This is a genomic window from Microcoleus sp. PH2017_28_MFU_U_A (assembly GCF_020738035.1).
Taxonomy (GTDB): domain Bacteria; phylum Cyanobacteriota; class Cyanobacteriia; order Cyanobacteriales; family Microcoleaceae; genus Microcoleus.
This window is the reverse complement of the sequence record NZ_JAEQCX010000091.1, coordinates 20,949-39,660: the sequence shown is the minus strand read 5'-3', so window position 1 is coordinate 39,660 and position 18,712 is coordinate 20,949. Positions and strand designations below refer to the sequence as shown.

The 18,712-nt window shown below is 46.9% G+C and carries 21 protein-coding genes and 1 pseudogene; 14 read left to right on the top strand and 8 right to left on the bottom strand.

The annotated features are described in order from the left end of the window. From JGK14_RS22280 to JGK14_RS34100, 3 genes and pseudogenes are all read left to right on the top strand, one after another. Window positions 1-256 (top strand): annotated as a pseudogene (locus JGK14_RS22280) (RNA-guided endonuclease InsQ/TnpB family protein); the annotation flags it as partial. A 58-nt stretch (window positions 257-314) separates the two neighbouring features. Further along, window positions 315-542, top strand: coding sequence for a transposase (locus tag JGK14_RS34105; RefSeq protein ID WP_363319285.1), 228 nt, complete (start codon window positions 315-317; stop codon window positions 540-542). Window positions 543-747: 205 nt separating this feature from the next. Then, window positions 748-1,044 (top strand): zinc ribbon domain-containing protein, encoded by a 297-nt coding sequence (locus JGK14_RS34100; protein ID WP_363319284.1) that lies wholly within the window; start codon window positions 748-750, stop codon window positions 1,042-1,044. Here JGK14_RS34100 and JGK14_RS22275 read toward each other — a convergent pair. Further along, window positions 1,024-1,305, bottom strand: a complete 282-nt coding sequence (locus JGK14_RS22275; RefSeq protein WP_293187129.1) for a hypothetical protein — start codon at window positions 1,303-1,305, stop codon at window positions 1,024-1,026. The two genes, JGK14_RS34100 and JGK14_RS22275, sit on opposite strands and share 21 nt — an antisense overlap. A 138-nt stretch (window positions 1,306-1,443) precedes the next feature. Between JGK14_RS22275 and JGK14_RS22270 the strand changes: the two genes are divergently transcribed. From JGK14_RS22270 to JGK14_RS22260, 3 genes are all read left to right on the top strand, one after another. Continuing rightward, window positions 1,444-1,998, top strand: coding sequence for a hypothetical protein (locus tag JGK14_RS22270; protein ID WP_293187128.1), 555 nt, complete (start codon window positions 1,444-1,446; stop codon window positions 1,996-1,998). A 136-nt stretch (window positions 1,999-2,134) separates the two neighbouring features. Beyond that, window positions 2,135-3,022, top strand: coding sequence for a hypothetical protein (locus JGK14_RS22265; RefSeq protein WP_293187127.1), 888 nt, complete (start codon window positions 2,135-2,137; stop codon window positions 3,020-3,022). A 173-nt stretch (window positions 3,023-3,195) separates the two neighbouring features. Next, entirely contained in the window at window positions 3,196-3,768 is a 573-nt protein-coding gene (locus JGK14_RS22260; protein ID WP_293187126.1) for a DUF2996 domain-containing protein, read from the top strand. A gap of 492 nt (window positions 3,769-4,260) precedes the next feature. On the opposite strand, the gene JGK14_RS22255 is transcribed toward JGK14_RS22260, so the two are convergent. Together JGK14_RS22255 and JGK14_RS22250 are read right to left on the bottom strand one after the other, a co-directional pair. Further along, window positions 4,261-5,076 (bottom strand): alpha/beta fold hydrolase, encoded by an 816-nt coding sequence (locus JGK14_RS22255; RefSeq protein WP_293186563.1) that lies wholly within the window; start codon window positions 5,074-5,076, stop codon window positions 4,261-4,263. A 327-nt stretch (window positions 5,077-5,403) separates the two neighbouring features. Further along, window positions 5,404-6,129, bottom strand: coding sequence for a lysophospholipid acyltransferase family protein (locus tag JGK14_RS22250; RefSeq protein WP_325315499.1), 726 nt, complete (start codon window positions 6,127-6,129; stop codon window positions 5,404-5,406). A gap of 554 nt (window positions 6,130-6,683) precedes the next feature. Between JGK14_RS22250 and JGK14_RS22245 the strand changes: the two genes are divergently transcribed. From JGK14_RS22245 to JGK14_RS22225, 5 genes are all read left to right on the top strand, one after another. Further along, the gene (locus JGK14_RS22245; RefSeq protein ID WP_325315498.1) at window positions 6,684-6,998 is read left to right on the top strand and encodes a hypothetical protein; all 315 of its coding nucleotides are present in this window, start codon (window positions 6,684-6,686) and stop codon (window positions 6,996-6,998) included. A 124-nt stretch (window positions 6,999-7,122) separates the two neighbouring features. Next, window positions 7,123-8,850, top strand: coding sequence for a succinate dehydrogenase/fumarate reductase flavoprotein subunit (locus JGK14_RS22240; protein WP_325315497.1), 1,728 nt, complete (start codon window positions 7,123-7,125; stop codon window positions 8,848-8,850). Between the two features lie 148 nt (window positions 8,851-8,998). Continuing rightward, window positions 8,999-9,244: a hypothetical protein gene (locus tag JGK14_RS22235; protein ID WP_293186555.1), complete on the top strand. Its 246-nt coding sequence runs from the start codon at window positions 8,999-9,001 to the stop codon at window positions 9,242-9,244. Beyond that, window positions 9,237-9,581 (top strand): hypothetical protein, encoded by a 345-nt coding sequence (locus JGK14_RS22230; protein WP_293186554.1) that lies wholly within the window; start codon window positions 9,237-9,239, stop codon window positions 9,579-9,581. The genes JGK14_RS22235 and JGK14_RS22230 overlap by 8 nt, the downstream gene beginning before the upstream one ends. Beyond that, window positions 9,578-9,784 carry a hypothetical protein gene (locus JGK14_RS22225; protein WP_293127010.1) on the top strand — a complete coding sequence of 69 codons (207 nt, stop codon included), beginning with the start codon at window positions 9,578-9,580 and terminating at the stop codon, window positions 9,782-9,784. Before JGK14_RS22230 ends, JGK14_RS22225 begins: the two co-directional genes overlap by 4 nt. 78 nt (window positions 9,785-9,862) lie before the next feature. On the opposite strand, the gene JGK14_RS22220 is transcribed toward JGK14_RS22225, so the two are convergent. Both JGK14_RS22220 and JGK14_RS22215 read right to left on the bottom strand, forming a co-directional pair. Next, a complete protein-coding gene (locus tag JGK14_RS22220; protein WP_293271360.1) occupies window positions 9,863-10,774 on the bottom strand; it encodes a Uma2 family endonuclease in 912 nt (303 codons plus the stop codon). A gap of 239 nt (window positions 10,775-11,013) precedes the next feature. Beyond that, a complete protein-coding gene (locus tag JGK14_RS22215) occupies window positions 11,014-11,949 on the bottom strand; it encodes a tetratricopeptide repeat protein (protein WP_293205944.1) in 936 nt (311 codons plus the stop codon). Window positions 11,950-12,356: 407 nt separating this feature from the next. Here JGK14_RS22215 and JGK14_RS22210 point away from each other — a divergent pair, with 407 nt between their 5' ends. Then, window positions 12,357-12,494 carry a hypothetical protein gene (locus JGK14_RS22210; protein WP_293203559.1) on the top strand — a complete coding sequence of 46 codons (138 nt, stop codon included), beginning with the start codon at window positions 12,357-12,359 and terminating at the stop codon, window positions 12,492-12,494. A 173-nt stretch (window positions 12,495-12,667) separates the two neighbouring features. Next, a complete protein-coding gene (locus JGK14_RS22205; RefSeq protein WP_293193374.1) occupies window positions 12,668-13,987 on the top strand; it encodes a hypothetical protein in 1,320 nt (439 codons plus the stop codon). Between the two features lie 252 nt (window positions 13,988-14,239). On the opposite strand, the gene JGK14_RS22200 is transcribed toward JGK14_RS22205, so the two are convergent. After that, window positions 14,240-15,415, bottom strand: a complete 1,176-nt coding sequence (locus JGK14_RS22200; protein ID WP_293193373.1) for a homocysteine biosynthesis protein — start codon at window positions 15,413-15,415, stop codon at window positions 14,240-14,242. 421 nt (window positions 15,416-15,836) lie between these two features. On the opposite strand from JGK14_RS22200, the gene JGK14_RS22195 reads away from it, so the two are divergent. Continuing rightward, window positions 15,837-16,463: a Uma2 family endonuclease gene (locus JGK14_RS22195; RefSeq protein WP_293186545.1), complete on the top strand. Its 627-nt coding sequence runs from the start codon at window positions 15,837-15,839 to the stop codon at window positions 16,461-16,463. 258 nt (window positions 16,464-16,721) lie between these two features. Here the strand turns inward: JGK14_RS22195 and JGK14_RS22190 are convergent, their stop codons facing one another. Both JGK14_RS22190 and JGK14_RS22185 read right to left on the bottom strand, forming a co-directional pair. Continuing rightward, window positions 16,722-17,906, bottom strand: a complete 1,185-nt coding sequence (locus tag JGK14_RS22190) for an AI-2E family transporter (RefSeq protein ID WP_325315496.1) — start codon at window positions 17,904-17,906, stop codon at window positions 16,722-16,724. 123 nt (window positions 17,907-18,029) lie between these two features. Further along, on the bottom strand, window positions 18,030-18,647 hold the full coding sequence (locus JGK14_RS22185) for a Uma2 family endonuclease (protein WP_325315495.1): 618 nt from the start codon (window positions 18,645-18,647) through the stop codon (window positions 18,030-18,032). Window positions 18,648-18,712: the final 65 nt, after the last annotated feature.

The window sequence follows — 18,712 nt, the reverse complement described above, 5'->3', positions numbered from 1 at the left end:
CAAGAAATTCTTTAACAATCATGTAAAGCCTGAGTTTACATGGATTAAAGAAGCGGGAATTTGCCAGAAGATAACTCAATATGCTTTCGACAATCTTGGGGATTCCTTCTCCTTATTTTTCTCAAAAAAAGGTGGATATCCCAAATTCAAGAAGAAGGGGCATCATGATTCTTTCACGATAGATGCAGGTGGCAAACCAATTCCGGTAGGTGGTACGTCCATAAAGTTGCCGACCATCGGCTGGGTAAAAACCTAGGGCGGATTGCCTCACACCACCGTGCCGTGTCAATCACTATTTCACGTACCGCCGACAGTTGGTTTATCGCTTTTGCTTACGAACAGAAGAGCCAACTATAAAGCAACACGATGTTGTGGGTGTTGACTTGGGAGTTAAAGAGTTGGCAACCCTTTCGACCGGTGTTGTTTTGCCTAACCCAAAGCATTACAAAACGCATCTCAGTAAGTTGCGTAGGCTGTCAAAGGAGTTATCCCGAAAAAAACAAGAGGCTCTAGAAATAGATTTAAGGCGAAACAAAAACTAGCGAAGCATCATGCTAAGGAATGAAAATTTAATAACCTAGACGACTATCCCCCCCTTAGCCCTTACTGGAAAAGAAATGGGGAAGCAAAGTTGCTTAAATTATTCAATTTTCATTCCTAAGGTAGCGAATCTCAGAAAAAATACTCTCCATCAAATCACTACTTACTTATGCAAAAACCACGCAAAGATAGTAGTAGAGAATTTGAATGTTTCTGGGTTACTGTCTAATCACAAGCGAGCTTCGAGTTATCGCTGATTGTGGATTCTATGAATTCAAACGTCAACTAGAGTATAAATCTCAAAAGTTTGGCTGTGAAGTAATCATTGCTGACCGCTGGTTTCCTTCGAGTAAGACTTGTTCAAACTGCGGACATATTCAAGATATGCCGCTGAAAGAAAGGACTTACAACTATGGAAGTTGCGGTCATTCGATGGACAGGGATTTGAACGCAGCGATTAATTTATCGCGCTTGGCTAGAGCGTCAAAGCTTACCGAGGGATAGCCGCTCCCATGCCCCCGATGAAGTAAGAAGCAAATGTCTAGACTTGTCTAGGATTTGTATAGCAGCTTTACCCACAAAGCAAGACCTAAGTTGGAAGGCCGAAGCAACACGATTGACGGACAATTCCTCTGAAACCTCTAGATAAATCTCGGGAAAATCAGCGAAAATTGTTTTGAGATTGCTGGCCATCAAAAAACTTAGTTTTTTTACCTCATCCCCAGAATTGATCTGTGGAGCAATCTTTCTTTCTTCTTCCTTCAAAACTCGCAATTGCAAAAAATCCTCTGCCTGCGGGCAGAGGATTTTTTCGCAAAGGACACAAATCACTCGCTCGGGGAAGACAAATTGGTAAATCGTGAGCCACAATTGTTATGGAAACCTACTAATGAGGAGAGAGCGATGCAATTTCCCCCCGCACGCCGAATCTTAGCTCCATTTCTGATCTCGGTACTGCTGCTCGTGACTTCCTGCGGTCAGAATCAGCCCCCCTCCCGCTGGGACAAAGCCCAGCAGGAAAGCACCCAAAAATCGACTAAAGCCAAGCAGACAAATGCTGACAAATCCACTGCTAGTAATCAAAACCTGCCCAAGAAGGCAGTTGCAGGCGGTAAGTTAAATAAATACTTCCCGTCTGCTGGCGGCGGATTCGATCGCGTTTTCGCTCAAGAAAAATCCGGTTTTGCTGAAGCTAAACTGAACAAAGGCGGTAAAAATGTCGCGGTGCTTTCGATTAACGACATCGCCGGCAACCCCAGCGCCGGAGCCAAATTCCAGCAAAGCACCAAGCAAATTAGCGGCTATCCCGCTGTCAGTCAGGGCGCTAACATCACTGCTGTTTTAGTGGCAAATCGCTATCAAGTCAAAGTTCAATCCCGCGATCCCTCTTTTACCGCTAGCGAGCGCGAAGCTTGGCTGTCAAAATTTAACCTGAGCGGCCTTGCTAGTGTGAAATAGCAGTGTCTCAGATCGAACTTCTCGCCCGACTCTAGCTCTGGCGCTATCAAAACTATGTCTGCCAAAATCAGACTGTGAAGTTCTTGCCATCTACCAAAAGTAATACCTTTGATTTCTGTTCAACAAGGAGTTTTTTGTGAGCAAAACAGTCTTTGAATTAGTCGATCAACTGCCTAAAGACAACATGACTGTCAAAGCCCTGCGAGCGCTTGACTTTGTTGTTCCAGGCGAGTGGAACAATTTAGTTGGCTTTGAAAATACCATTCGTACGGTAACAGGCGAAACTGACGAAGATATGATCCAGCAAATTGGCGATCGGGCCATCACCCTCTACAACGATAAATCGGAAGGCTACCAACGCGCTCTCTGGCTTTACCAAACGATCGACAGTGCCTCTAGCGCCCTCGGTACAGCAGCCCTAGCTAACAAAGTCGCCCAAAATGTGCCGTTTTTGTCCGTGCTGGGAAATCTCACCCCCAAGCCTGAAAAAGCTCAGACGATCGACCTTTCTCTAAAATTAGTCACTGAATTGCTCGCTTTTTGCCAAATTAACGGCATTCCTGGCGACAGCATCGGCGATTTTGCCGGGGCTTTGGGCGACTACGGCGGTGAATCCCTGATGCGGATGGCTGCTTTGGTTTGTTTTGATGGTTTGATTCCCCTGGGCCCAGACTTTATCATGGCTACTCAGTCTTGGATTCAAAAGCTCTCCCCTAGCGATTTGCAAGACAATCCGGCGTTTAAGTCGATCGGCGGTATGATTCCTGGTGGTAATCCCGCAGGCCAACTCGGATTTATCGGCGAAAGCTTTAACTCGGTTTCCGGCTGGATGGGCTCGTTTGTGAGCGATCGAGGTTTGACTCCCCAAAACGTTATGGGGCACTTACAGAGTTTTGTGGAAATTTCTGCCGACAAGGTGGACTACGTGGGCGCTTTCCTGGACATGACTACCAACTACTACGAACACACGGGCGTTCAAACTCTCGCCCACCGTTTGATTGAACGAGCTGTCGCTGAGATTTAGAATAAGCATAGTCCTCAGTCATTAGTCAGTAGTCATCGGTTAGTAGTTATTGGTTATTAGTTATTGGTTATTAGAAACAACAACTAAAACTAACAACAAATAACAACCAACAAACAACTACTGACTCCTGACTCCTGACTCCTCTACTCATCACTTTTTAAAAGGAAGCACCAATGGCAGAAGAACCGAAAAATCCAGCAGCAGGCGAAGCCGAAACAGAGGCCCTTTCTGCTGAAAACGCTCCGAGTTCCGACACTCCGGAAACCAGCGACATCCCCAGCGCTGACAAGCCTGCGCCCGCTGCTAAAAAAGCGGCCGCCAAGCCAGACGGTGACAAGCCCCCAGCTAAAGCTAAAAAGGAAAAAGCACCTGCTGTTGAAGACAAGCCCTTTGCGGAATTTATTCAACAAGATTATTTGCCCGCCTTGCAAACTGCTTTGACCAAGCAGGGCGTTAAGGATTTAGATGTGAGTTTGACCAAGCAAAAACTCCCCGTTGCTGGCATGAGTTCCGCCGGAGATTGCTGGCAAGTAATTGGTAAATTTCAAGAAGGTCAGCGCCAATTTAACTTGTATTTTCCTCAAGAAGATATTCAAAGTCAAAGAGCATTTTCCTGCGCTGAAAATAACACCAAAACCAGCACTTTAGAGCCTTTTTTGATAGACGAGCGCAAGATTACCCTAGACCTCATGGTCTTTGGTGTCGTCCAGCGGCTTAATGCTCAAAAATGGCTGAATCTTAATTAGTTATCGTGCAGTGCGAGCGTCCCGCTCGCGAGTCTTAAGATAGCTCGCGAGTCTTAAGATAGCTCGCGAGTCTTAAGATAGCTCGCGAGTCTTAAGATAGCTCGCGAGTCTTAATATAGCTCGCGAGTCTTAAGATAGCTCGCGAGTCTTAATATAGCTCGCGAGTCTTAAGATAGCTCGCGAGTCTTAATATAGCTCGCGAGTCTTAATAATATAGCTCGCGAGTCTTAATATAGCTCGCGAGTCTTAATAATATAGCTCGCGAGTCTTAATATAGCTCGCGAGTCTTAAGATAGCTCGCGAGTCTTAATATAGCTCGCGAGTCTTAAGATAGCTCGCGAGTCTTAAGATAGCTCGCGAGTCTTAATATAGCTCGCGAGTCTTAATATAGCTCGCGAGTCTTAATATAGCTCGCGAGTCTTAATATAGCTCGCGAGCGGGGACGCTCGCACTAAAAAAAAATACAAAAATGAGATGCTCCCTGACTGCTCACTAATGACTCCTGACTAATGATAAATATTCTTCTGATTCTGCCAAAAAATTGCGAGCTTGCATAATTGCGTAAAGGTCAACATCAGTTTCCAACAAACAAGCATGACCGCTATTAGCCAGCATCACCATTTCAGGATTCGGAATTACCTTGACTAAAAGCTTCGCTTCTGCCATAGAAGGCAGCAGCCGATCGGCTCCGCTAGCAATTACTAACGTCGGCTGTTCGATCGCACGCAACTGATTTTCATCCACATTAAACGATCGCACTAACGCCAATCTCCACACAGACGTATTTTGCGGTACCGCTTGCATCGCTTCGAGCAAAGCTCGCCGATCGTCCCGCCCAATCTTTCCTAAGGATGCTAATATCGGCAACAGACCGATTACCGACAGCGGATAAAGATTCGCCGGCAGCCACTGAGTCAGGTGAGAACCCCACTGCACCCAAGGCTGTTGTCGGAATGAAGAAGCTGGATTAACTAAAATTAGTCGATCGCACAATTGGGGAGCTTCTAAAACAACTTTTATCGCTAAACAGCCCCCAAATGACTCGCCGCACAGATAAACTGGCCGCTGATTGGCTTTCTTTTCTGCTTCAATTAAGGCAATTGTTTCCTTAACCAGTACCTCCCAGCTAGCCATGTCGTCGGCCGGTATAGCTAAGCAGCGAATGTCGAAATGCGGAGCTAATTTAGGAATTTGCGATCGCAGCAGCAAACCTCCCCCGTCCATACCGGGCAGAAATACAAATAAAGGGCGATCGGGTTTGGGCGGTTTCGGGCTGAGAAAACGAACCTTATTGTTAGCAGTTGGCATGATTAAACTTAATCTGGTAATTGGTAGTTGGTAATTGGTAATTGGTAGTTGGTAATTGGTAATTGGTAATTGGTAATTGGTAATTGGTAATTGGTAATTAGTAATTGGTAATTGGTAATTGGTAATTGGTGATTGGTAATCTTGCTCGCGAAGCCGAAGGGTCGCAATTGGCAATTGGCAATTGGTAATTGGTAATTTATTGCTCATTTTTACAACTGTCAACTGTGTCAACTGTCAACTGTCAACTGTCAACTATCAACTGTCAACTGTCAACTGTCAACTGTCAACTATCAACTGTCAACTGTCAACTGTCAACTGTCAACTGACTTAAACACACCCTCGATCGAGTAATTGTGCAATTTCCCCCTGACAGTGCTCTGTAAGTTCAGCCACAACTGCTTTGGCTTTTTTGCCTCGATACTGCTGCTGTCGATCGACTGTAATCCAGTAAGGGCGGCCGATTAAAACATTAACTCGTTGATAAACTATCACAGGATGCCACCCAGCGCGATCGAACAACGGTTCGGAAGGATCGAACAAACTCAGCAACTTCAGCGGTAAACCCGATCGCACCGACTTTTCCTCCATCGAAGCAATCGCCACCGGTAACACCGCCAAATCTCGCACCGGCGCCCGCAAAGCCAAATGAGCAAATCCCCGCTGAAACTTCCCCATAGTATTCGGTTGAGTAAAGTTCACCATCGGTTCTGCACCCTCAGGAAACACCCCCACCATCTCCCCTGTTTGCAGCAGCGCCGTCGCTTGAGCGAAAAAATGCTGCTGTCGGTGCTCCGGTGCTTCCAAGGGGAAAGCCCCAAAACTCGTGACAACTTCCCGAATCACCGGAATTTGACCCATGTAGTGATGACAAGCAAACCGGATCGATCGACCCAATGCCGCTGTCAGCACCACAGGATCGAGGAAACTGCGGTGATTGCTCACCACCAGTACCGAACTTTCTTGCGGAATCCGCTGCTGGTGGTGTACAAACATCTGCGTTCCCACACCAGCCAGGAAACAGCGCGAAATCATCAATGTGCGATCGAAAGACATGGGCTAAAACACAGGTAAAACGCTTTCAACAGTTGACAGTTGACAGTTGACAGTTGACAGTTGACCGAAGGAGAGCGACCTCTACCCTTAAGTCCGAGGATTGGAGTAATGAATAGTCTGATTTTCATTTCTCCCGCTCCGGGTTCCGGCTTTCAACCAATTCTTTCTGGTAAAGGTTGATTCCATACCCATGCAGCTTAACATTACTTTACAAAAATCGCGATCGGTCAAAAAGTAGACTTTCCCCTTGTACCTTTCTGTCGTAGTCCTGCACCCACGGGGGGTCAGAAACCAGGTTTTTGCGAAAAAAACTCGTTATAGGCGCCAAAACAGTAAAAAACCCAGTTTCTTTGTCGGATTGCCTAAGTCTGGTTTGGTAAAATTTCCCAGTCAGAAGTAAAATTTTATAAAGTCTTGTTGCAAACTTCTATAAAAATCTTTAAAAGAACGCCAAAACCAAGTTGTAGCAGCTAAAATTATAAATTTACAGTCAGTATTGACAGGCTGTCAAAGTATTTTTCGACAAGTCGTAATAGCAATCTTCCGAGGCATCAATGGATAACATTCACAACTATCGCCTTAAATGTACCCTCACCTTTGGCGACATTTACGGTCAAATCATTGTTTGGCTGATAGTCATCTTCCTGAGTCTAGCGTCCGCACTCGCCCTCTGGAGCAGCGCCCGCCAAATCTACGCCTTGGCTACAGTTGGCTTGATTTTAGTGCTGTCTCTGCCATTCTTGCTGTTTGCTTTCGTGACAACTCTGCTCAATAACATAGAAGTGCTTTCTGTAGACCCCGCCACCGAAGATCAACCTTCTGCAACGGGAAATCAGTCCGCTCAGAGGTCAGTCCAAAACGTCGGCTAGTTCAATTTGAGATTTTAGACTTTGATTTTCAAATCAAAAGTTAAAAAACTTCCCGATCTTTTGGTAGGAAGTTTTTTTTTGGGTCACCATAAGTTGAGCAGAACACTCAAAATAATTTAAAAAAATGCTAGAACACGACGTAATCATTGTAGGCGGCGGTTTAGCAGGTTGCCGCGCGGCTTTAGAAATTGCCCGGACTGACCCCAGTTTAAAGGTAGCTGTTGTTGCGAAAACTCACCCGATTCGATCGCACTCCGTCGCAGCCCAAGGCGGTATGGCCTCCAGCCTGCAAAATGTCGATCCAGATGACAGTTGGAAAGCCCACGCCTTCGACACAGTAAAAGGTTCAGACTATTTAGCCGACCAAGACGCCGTAGAAATCCTCACCCGCGAAGCACCCGGTGTCATCATCGATTTAGAACACATGGGAGTCCTGTTTTCGCGCCTCCCAGATGGCAGAATTGCCCAGCGCGCTTTCGGCGGACATTCCCACCGCCGCACCTGCTACGCGGCCGACAAAACCGGTCACGCCATCCTCCACGAATTAGTCAACAATCTGCGCCGTTACGGAGTTCACATCTATCAAGAGTGGTATGTCACCCGCCTGATTTTGGAAGCAGGCCAAGCCAAGGGCGTAGTTATGTTTAACCTAATAGACGGCGAAATTGCCGTCTTGCGCGCTAAGGCGGTGATGTTTGCTACGGGGGGTTACGGTCGAGTTTACAACACCACCTCGAACGATTACGCCTCGACTGGAGACGGTTTAGCGATGGCGGCGATGGCTGGATTGCCGCTGGAAGATATGGAGTTTGTCCAGTTTCATCCGACTGGTTTGTATCCGGTGGGAGTGTTGATTTCAGAAGCTGTACGGGGTGAAGGGGCTTATTTGATTAATTCCGAGGGCGATCGATTTATGGCGAATTATGCCCCGTCGCGGATGGAATTAGCGCCCAGGGACATTACATCGCGATCGATTTCCTTAGAAATTCGTGCAGGTAGAGGCATTAATCTCGATGGTAGTGCAGGCGGCCCCTTTATCTACCTCGATTTGCGGCACATGGGACGCGAAAAAATCATGAGCAAAATACCTTTTGCTTGGGAAGAAGCGCACCGCTTGCTAGGAATTGATGCCGTAGACCAGCCGATGCCAGTGCGTCCTACGGCTCACTATTCAATGGGGGGAATTCCAACGAATATTGGCGGACAAGTTCGCAGCAGTGCTGACAGTTTGGTAGACGGTTTCTTTGCGGCCGGCGAAGCAGCTTGCGTGTCAGTTCACGGCGCTAACCGTTTGGGCAGCAATTCGCTCTTAGAATGCGTAGTTTACGGCAAAGTTACTGGCGCAACCATAGCACAATTTGTCCAAAATCGCAAGTTACCCGCAGTAGACGAACAGCGTTATATTCAGGAAACACAAGAGCAAATTCAAGCACTTGTAGACCGTCCCGGACAATACCGAATTAATCAAATTCGGCAAAAGTTCCAAGATACGATGACTGAGTATTGCGGAGTATTTCGCAGCGCCGAATTGATGCAGGAAGGTTTGCATAAATTGGAGGAATTGGAAAAACAATATCAAGAAGTTTACTTGGACGACAAGGGTAAATCTTGGAATACGGAAATTGTGGAAGCTTTGGAATTGCGGAGTTTGATAATCGTGGGAAAAATGATTTTAACTTCGGCTTTGAACCGTCAGGAAAGTCGGGGCGCTCATTCGCGGGAAGATTTTTTGCAGCGGGATGATGAGAAGTTCTTGAAGCATACGCTGGCTTATTATTCGCCTGCGGGGATTGATTTGGCTTATATGCCGGTGGCGATTACGATGTTTGAGCCGCAGGAGCGGAAGTATTGATTTATAGGGTGTGTCAGCCCTAAATAAATTTTGTTTGTTACCTAATTACCAAATGGCTGACGCACCCTACTTACTAAATGGTTAGGGCTTGTAGCGTAAGGCTTTTAGACGTTCTAGCTATACCTCACCTCCCCTAGAAGTGCTATATATGAGTAAAACGACACAGACATCTCAATTCCAGCAAGCTCTTGAAGCTGTAGAAGTTTTATCACTAGAAGATCAAGCCATGCTTCTAGATATTCTTCAAAATCGTCTGCGACAACAGCGACGCAATGAATTACTCAAGGAGGTGGCAGAAGTTCGTCAAGAGTATGCTGAGGGAAATGTTAAATTTTGTTCTGCCGCCGATTTTATGGCGGAGTTGGATGATAGTGAGGAGAAAGTTCATGGCTGATTTGCCCGATAGAACTATTACAATTATCCTAGAATTACAGCGCCGACTGGTGCAGCTAATCAATCAAGCGGGAGCGACTGAACTATCTGTTTTTGAAATATTTGGAGAAACGGAGGCAACTGCTTCTGTGCTAGAACAATTGACAAACATTAGAGAACGAGCTACTTCTTCTTATTCTCGCCTTTCTAACCTGCTCCTGCGAATTTCGGAATTTCAGCCGATCGCTCCTACTGCTACCATAGAACTACTGACTCAAACGATAGAACAAGCTGAAGCTACAGCCGAGGCCGGAGAAGCTACTGTCCGAGAAGCTAAAAGTGATTGGAACCTACTATGACTCAACAACCGCAACCAGAACCCGAAAAAGTAAAGCAGACAGTTGCTAAAATGCGCGAAGTCTGTCGGCAGTTTGATAGTCTTAATTTTGCACTTGATGAACTGATTGCCCAGATAGAAGCAGATATTCGGAATAGTCCTCTCACAGCTTATCGTTTAGGGAGAGCCAAGTCTGTTGCTGGGCCTGCGGAGTCAGAAAGTTAGTGCTACTGTCATTGGTTGCGATCGCTTCCTAGCAAATTCAAGATCGATCGCCCTTTTCCCCAATTTCCCTCCACTATCTCACTCTCCACCATCCTCCCTAACTTCTTCGACAGATAAACTTAACGCCTCCGCCACCTGTTCGGCACTCAAACCCATTCCCAACAACCGGGGAATTGCAGCCCTTCTTGCCTGAAATTCAGCTTGTCGTGCCTGCTCTGCACTGTCAGCTCGCAATCTTTCTTGTTCGGCTCGCAATCTTTCTTGTTCGGCTCTTTCCCGTTGTTGTTCCCCTCGCAATCTCTCCAATTGAGCTCTTTCATCGCCAATCAACAGCAAATTACCTTCCTCATCCCACCAACGCAGCCAAAGCATGGTTTGATTTTGATAACTGCCTTGCCAAAGTCCCAATTCTACGCCTAAAGGTGCGATCGCAAAATGACCCCGCTGATTCAGTTCTAAAAGTTGATAATACCCGTCAATCAACCGATAAACTTCTAATCGCCCGCTGTTAATTTCATAGATGCCGTAATAGGGAATTCGCATCACCCGCTCGTAGGCCCAAAACTTGCCAGGTTTCGTGATTACCCCTTCTTCGGTGCGAGACAACGGAGTGCGATCGCGCTCTTCCTCGCCATTCCCGCTGGCAAATTCTAACGCAATTAACGGTGCTATGTGTTCCCGCCACAGCACGTAAGAACGGCGAATTTGACCGTCAATATTAGGAGGTACATTAGGAACATAAAACCAATCAGGAGCTTCTGCACCTTTTTCCGGTGGCTCGGTTTCTCGCCAATAAATGCCGCAGTCTTGACCGATCGCATATTGTCCGTCAGGATGCCGCTGCTGCAAAATCGGGCCGATCGAATCTGTTAAAATTAAACTTTGTGGATGCTCCTGGAAATTTTTCACAAAAGTACCATCCGACTCTGGTAATTGAGTGTGGTCTGGAAAAGCAGGAGGTAGAACAACGCGGTCAACGCTTTGGGTCATAATTCCCTCCGAGGTCTGACTTAATTCATAATATCACGTCCTAGGTTTGTAGTGAGGACTTCAGTCCGCAGAAATTGATGCGGACTGAAGTCCTCACTACAAACCTTATAATCGTTATTTTTGCGGATACTCTCTAATCTGTAATTCGGAATAAAATAAGAAGTTTTGAGTTAAAAGTATCAAATTTTTCACTCAAAATCGTGGGGCGGAAACTCTTCGTACCGCCCCTACAAATGTCCTTAAGGTTTCGGTAGCGCACCTTCTGGACTGGGAGAACTTGACGGTTCTGGACTGGGAGAAGCAGCAGGATCGGGACTCGCTTTTTCTGCCGCAGGAGAAGGCGAAGGAGTGCCGCTAGCTAACTGATTGATTTGATCTTTATAGTTAGGTGGAGCTAACTCAGTAGCTTTATCAAACAGCGTTTTTGCTTCGTCTGTTTTGCCCTGTTCCTTCAACACGATCGCATGAGCTAACGTCGGACGAAAATCTTTCGGATTCGCCTTAGCCGATTCGTCGTAAATCGCGATCGCCTCTGGGTAGCGCTTCTGCATAGCATAAACCTGTCCCAAAATCAACTGCACTGAAGTTACATCAATACTTCCCGGTTTCGCCTGATTCGCACTCGGAGCAGCCTTCAGCGTATCTTGCAGCAGTCCGATCGCAGCTTCGGGCCGTTGTTGCACCAACAGCAAATTCACCAACCCCTGCAAAGCCTTAATTTCCCCAGGCTTAGACGCTAAAATTGACCGATAGGCCCCAGCAGCCCCTTCGCGATCGCCCGTGCGTTCCTTCGCCTGAGCCAGCAAAATCCCGTATTCCGTAGTTTCAGGATTCAGTTTAGCCAACTTTTCCAACGTCGGCACCACATCCTTGATCGCCCCCACTCCTTGTCCGATCAACTCCAGCCGTACCTGCAAAAGTCCCCGCAAAGCCGTTACATTGTCAGGTTCCCGCTGCAAAACCAATTCATACCCTCTCACCTGATCTTGCAGCAACTGCGATTGCTTATCGTTAGATGCGGCTGTCTGAGTTGGCGTTGGAGTCGATCGACTTTGCGCTTGATTGCCCTTGAGAATACTGTCCAAAATTGGAACCAGAGAAAATCCCACAAAAGCGATGAGCGCAAGCACTACCACTACAGTAATCAACCCGCGACCCTTGTTTGCTTTTTCCATAATTCAACTATCCCAACTTAAAATCTACTATTTTCTAAGAATCAACCCATCGCCTAGGGGCGTCTGCGATTTAACCAGATCTATGCAACCATAAAAGTTCTTAAGTTCAAAGTCCCAATTCACAAACCAGTCTTTTGCTTGCAGCTAATATGGTAACAGACCCGCAACTCCACGCTAGCCAAACTATTTTGGACACAAAGACCCGCAGCCCCAAGGAACGTGGCTTTCGTCCAATAAGAGTGCGGTTAAGCTCAAAATTACCGAAAATATGGCGGATCAGCCCGTTAGGTAATTGGATTAAGTAAAATAGGCAAGCTACTCCAGAGAGATTGGAATGGCGCCTTGGGGATTTTCCTCAAATCATTGCGAGATATTGCCGGGTTGGATGCTCAGGTATTCAACACGCTATGTCGGGATATATCCTAGATTGTCCGGACTTGAAGTATCTGAATATCCTAAACGCTATTAGCCAGCAACGCCAGCTTTCGGGCGATCGACCGATTCTTGGGTTAGCAACTCTCAAACTCTTTGCCAACAAGGATTAGAGCAGCCAGCAAATCCGGGATCGCTCGTAGCGCAGTAGAAAGTTGGCGTTGACGGGTCAAAACCAAACTTTCCGGCGCAAGCCTCAAGTCGGGTGCTAGTAGTTTTTAAATCAGTTTCTTCAGTTTATTCCTAATTTCCCTCAAGGGATGTGTCTCCGCTGCAAGGAGTTTTTATGAACCCCTCTCCCAACCGGTCTTCCAAATCGTCCAAATCTACTTCTGCTCGCAAGGCTCAGCCAACCGAGCCCGCCGTGAATCAGCCCGCAGTTACAGCCTCCGTGCCCGAGACACCAGACGAAAGTCCCGTGTCTTCCGCGTCGGCTGCACCTGTTGACCAAAATCAACCACCAGCGCCAACGGACGCCCCAGCGACAACGGACGCCCCAGCGCCAAATGACGCCCTAGCGCCAACGGACGCCCCAGCGACAACAGACGCCCCAGCGCCAAAGGATACGCTGCAACGACCACGCTACAGTTCTGCCCCCGATGGGGACAAAACAAAGCCAAAGCCCAGCGATGCTCCTGCGATCTCGGAGCCAGCAGCGCCTGCGGAATCTGCTGGTAAGACAACTGAACTCACGGTCGTACCTACCCCAACCCCCAAGCCTCCCACTAACGAAACTCAGGTCGATGATGATGACATACCCTCTGTCATGCGCCAACATCCCATTCCCCCTCCCAGTGAACCCAGACAGTACCGAGCTGTTGGTTTAGTGCGGGGCCGCTACACCCAATCTGAAGAGCAATTCACCCGAGGTATGTTGATAGCTGCCGACGGAACTGCCATCGACGCAGTTTTGCTGGGTAGAGTTATGAGTTTAGTCAAAAATCACCTGGATCTCGAACAAGAACACCTGTGGGTGGTCTATCCCCGCACCAGGCAAGAAGACGGCAACTTGCACGCCCAAATTATGGGTGTTTGGGAGCCGGAAACCCTGAAAAAATCTCCCGAAACTTCCTCTGATGAGGAAAATCAGGAAGCAGGGGAGATTGAGCAGGGCGGCGAACCATCGACTGCATCTTTGCCGCCCTCGGAACCTGATGTTGAAGATGGCTATTTTTCGATTCGAGGCGAGGTGATTTATCAACAATCGCAAGAGGAAGAAAAATATCTCATCGTCAAAATCAAGCAAGCTCCTCGCAAGAATGACGACAAGATGAAGTTTTTTAAGTTGAAACTCAAGGGGGATGTAGGAACAAAGGCGATCGGGTTTTTTTGGGATTTCCACGTCAAATTGCAAGCTGACAGTCTGATGATTGAGCAGGCCAACAATATTGGCGCCCTGCCGATTAAAAAGCGGAAATTCCCCCCCGGTAGCAAGCCGCCCGGTGGTGGCTACAAAGGAGGGGGAAACAAGCGTGCCTTTACTCCTAAGCCCAGCGGTGACGGTACTCCTGTAGGGCGTCCTACTATCAAGTCCGCAGCAGCACCGCCTGTCCCCAAGGAACCTCTTCCTAAGCCTGTGAAGAAGCCTAAGCTTGTTGAGGAATAAGACTATTTTAGATTCTTAGATTTTAGATTTTAGATTTTCGGTGAGTGCATCAGTTTCCCATGGGTGCAGTTTTTCACCAGAAGACTTCAATCTAAAATCTAGAATCCTGGACGCACTCGCAAGGATCGGAAACTGAGTTTCTTGACAACAAACCTCAGCTTTCAAGCAACGCCGGGGACAAGAAACCCGGTTTCTAAGACCTTGTGCTTCCACAAAAAAATCTAAAATCTAGAATCTAAAATCTCAAATTGTTTATTCAATCCTGACTTGGGCTCCCCACAAATCTTGGGGAAGAAATACTCGATCGACAGATAGAGGAGCAACTGGGGCCGTGAGGGTAAATAAACCCGCTTCAATTTGCTGCTTCAATTCCAAAGCTACTTGCCGCGAGAGAAACATACTCGCCAGCGGGGCGGCCCGCACGGGTTTACCCTCGATGAGAATGCGACCAGTTTTTAATTGAGCATAACTAACTAAACCAAATGTGGGACGAACGCGCCGGGGGATAGAGAAATCTACCACCGGCGCTACTATTTTTTTGTCTGATACTGCACAGTGCGCCACGACTGTTTCGTTTAAAACAGGAAAAGGGATGCCGACTCCCAGCATCAAGGATGGGCCGTAGTTTTTGAAGTAGCAGCCGCGCACCCATTTGGAGTTCATCTGTTTGGCGTCGCCGATGAGTGCCAGGGTGGCGGCTGGGCCGATCGGAGTCCCGTTAGGCTGCCGTTTTTGCAGCGGGAAGTGTTGGGTTCCTTCCCAGGTGATGTAGCCCTGAGCACCTCCTAGGAAGATGCGGGTGCCGATGCCGATGAGTTCGAGGTGGGGGTCGTTAAGCAGGGGTGACATGGCTCCCAGGCTCGAATAGACGGCGTTGCCGAGGTTCGGTTGCAGGGGGCCGAGGTAGGTGAACAGCGGGCGATCGCCCCCGTTGACTCCTACAATAAAGTTTTGATAGGCGTTCCGGGGATTGAATAAATAAAACTGGTTGATGGTATCGCGGGTAATCGTGGTTTCAAAGGAGGCGCGGGGATAGCAGTCTGTTACTTGCCCTAAAGCCCGCAACTGCACGGGTTTGCCGGCGATTAAGTCTTCGATGACGTGTCCGCCGCCCCGTTCCCGCGATTCTTCGCCGTCTTCGGCTACTTGGGTGGCTCCGAGGTACAGGTCTACGGCGCCGAAGCCGGAGTAGGCTAAAACGCCGTCCAGCCAGCACTGCCGGATTTTGATCGGGGGGTCAGTATGGCCGAGGTTGATGATGGCGCCGGAGGATTCCATGGGCTCGAAGGTGCCGGTGGTAATCACATCGACTTGTTTGGCGGCTTCGGTAATGCTGGTTTCTCTGACTCTGGTTTTGAGTTCTTCGATTGTCCAGACTGTGGCTTTGCCTTGGCTGATTTTATCGTTGATTTCGTCGATCGATCTCATAACACTATTTTATTTGGATTTTAGTTTGATAGATTGGCGATCGGGCGATAGTTTGAGATAAAAGAAATGTATTATAACTGAGATGTTACACCATTCTCAATTAGCCTTTTCTGAACAGGCAAGATGCCTGTTCCACAAAGAGTTAATTTTCTTGTGGAACAGGCATCTTGCCTGTTCTTGATAATGATGCAAGATGTGAGTTATAACGCAATACGGTTCAGTTAACACTGTTAATTCCCCGGATATCCCCCTAAATCCCCCCTGATAGTCGGGGGATTTTGAGCAACTTCTTGTCCCCCCCTTGTAGGGGCGGTGCCCCCGTTCCCGCCCTCTTGGCTAGGGGGGATCTGTCTTATCTGAACCGTATTGAGTTATAACGGATATAAGAATAATATCATAAATCAAATAAAGGGCGATCGCCATGACTCAAGCGATATTAAAACCAGTCACTTTCGATGAATTTATTGACTGGTATCCTGAAAATTCGATAAACCGTTACGAACTCCATAATGGAACGATTGTTGAGATGCCTAAAACAACCGGAGAACATTCAGAAGTAGCTGGCTTCCTTTGCCTGAAGCTAGGGATGGAAATCGAGAGGCTGCAATTGCCCTACTTCGTACCCAAAGAATGCGTTGTCAAAGCTGATAACGAGTTATCTGGTTATGAACCGGATGCGATCGTTTTGGACAGACAAGGGACGAACAGCGAACCGAGATGGAAAAAGCAATCTATCATTACAATGGGTAGTTCTGTCCGGCTAATTGTCGAAGTTGTCAGTACCAATTGGCGGGATGATTATGGCTACAAGTTGGTTGACTACGAAGCTTTGGGTATTTCTGAATACTGGATTGCGGATTATTTGGGACTTGGTGGCAGACGCTATATTGGCAATCCGAAACAACCTACTTTTTTTGTTCACCATTTGGTTGATGGCGAGTATCAAGTTAGTCAGTTTCGGGGGAGCGATAGGATTGTTTCGCCCACATTTCCAGAGTTGAATTTAACGGTGCAACAGATTTTCAGCGCTGGACAAGATGCGGTTTAGAGTGCTAGGATAGAAGATAGATATTTAAAAAAATCGGCGATTAAAATCGCTTCTATAAAAACAAAGTCCGCCTTCGCGGACTGAAAAATAAACGGGAGCATCTCAGTTTTGCATTTACAGTGCTGTCCCCGCTCGCGTGCTTGTACAAGCACGCGAGCTCTTAAGCTCGCACTACCATAAAAAATGCTTCTTGCAAAACTGAGATGCTCCCAAATAAACTGCTATTTAAGCCAGATCTGGGATGAGTACAAACCTGAATTACTGATTTCCAGGAACGTCATTTGCGTCATTCTCTGGATCATCGGAAATGTCTGGTTTGTGTTCGGGTAAATTTTCTGATCGGCTTTGTGTGACTCCTATAGATTCGTACTCTTCATGAATAGCCGAATCAATTGCCGCCAACCTTTTAGGATTGGCGTCCCACTGGTTGAGAATGTCTTTAATTAGCACTTCCCTAATCCAAACTTGAGCGACAACTGTGAGGGGAAGGGCTAGCAATAAGCCTAAAAATCCAAAAAATGTGGCGAAAAATACTTGAGCTATTAAAGTTACTGCTGGCAGCAGCGATACTTGCTGTGCCATGACGTAGGGGGTGAGGATGTTGCTTTCAAACTGTTGAATTAGGAAGTAAAGAATGAGGACTAAACCTGATTTTAATGGAGAGTCTAAAAGTGCGATCGTCATTGGCGGAATGACGCTAATAGTAGGGCCAATATTCGGAATCAAGTTCAGAAATCCTGCTACTACAGCGTGAGCTAACGGTAGGGGAACTTGCAAAACTGACAAACCAATTAAGCTCAAAAAAGCAATCACACTCATGCTAATTAACGCACCAATGACCCATCGACCTAGAGCTACTTCGCATTCATCTAAAATACCCTCGATGCGCCGCCGATAAAAAGAGGGAAATAGTTGTATAAGTGCTTTGCGGTAAGATAGGGGATCTGCTAAGGTCATCAAGGTCAAAACTAAGACTAACAAAAAACTCAGGATAACGCCTAATGTATTGCCGACAAATGCTCCTGCACCCCCAACGAGTTGGTTGAATAAAGGTTGCAGTTGCCGCATAATGTCGTTAACATCAAGATTTGGCAGGCGCTGGCCTAGTTGTCCCGAGAAGCGAGTTTCGATTTGATCTACCCAATCATTTAATCTTGCTATTCCTTGAGGAGCTCTTTGGGTAAGTTGTTGGAATTGCAGGGCGAAGGGCGGTACAATTATCAGGAACAAGCCTATGAATACGAGGAATAAGAAGGTAATTGAGCACAGTACGGCGATCGACCTTTTGAGTCGGAATTTTTTTTGTAAGTAGCGTGCTAGTTTGTTTAAGGCCGTGGCTAAGACGATGGCGGCAAACAGCAGCAGTAGGGCTTGCCTGATTTGCCAGAGGATGTAACAAGATGCGATGAGGGCTAATAAGCCCATCCACTGTCCTAGCTTCATGCGATTTTTGGATATTATAACGGGAATTGCCGACCTTGCTTTAGACGCTTTTGCAATCGCGTCTCTACAAGATAGCTTAAATGCGATCGCCTCTTTACAATATACTCCTACAACGCAGCCTCTTCAATTCCCTTTCGCGAACACCTGCTGCGCTGTCAGATTCAATTCTGGGAAAGTTGAGGACTCAATCACCTCAACTCCTCTGAATTGCTTAACTTGATATTCCCCGTCAATTAGTTGGTAAACCGAAAAAGTTGGTTGCTTAGGATTGCCGATAAACCGTCTCCCGCCCAATCCTAGATAGTCTATAATCCAATATTCTTGGATGCCCATTGACTCGTAAGCCTCTAGTTTGCGGGCATAATCATCCTCCCAGTTAGTGCTAGTTACTTCTACGATTAGGGGAACTGATGAACCCATTGTAATAATTGATGATTTCTCCCATCGCGGCTCGTTTCCAATGGTTTGTTCGTTGAGTACAATAATATCTGGTTCATAACCAGATTCCTCGCGCATGGGTTTGATGACGGCTTCTTTCGGGATGAAGTAGGGTAAATTAAGACGCTCAATCTCAATTCCTACCTTCAGCGAGGTAAAACCTGCTACTTTAGAATGCTTGCCTGTTGCTTTTGGCATTTCAACAATTTCTCCGTTGTGTAGTTCATAGTGACATCCTGAATTCTCAGGATACCAGTCAATGAATTCATCGAATGTTACTAATTCAGTTATGGTTTGAATCATGGTGAGTGCCTTGAGTTTGGTTGCGATCGTCCTAACGTATATTATATGACTTGTAGGGTGCGTCA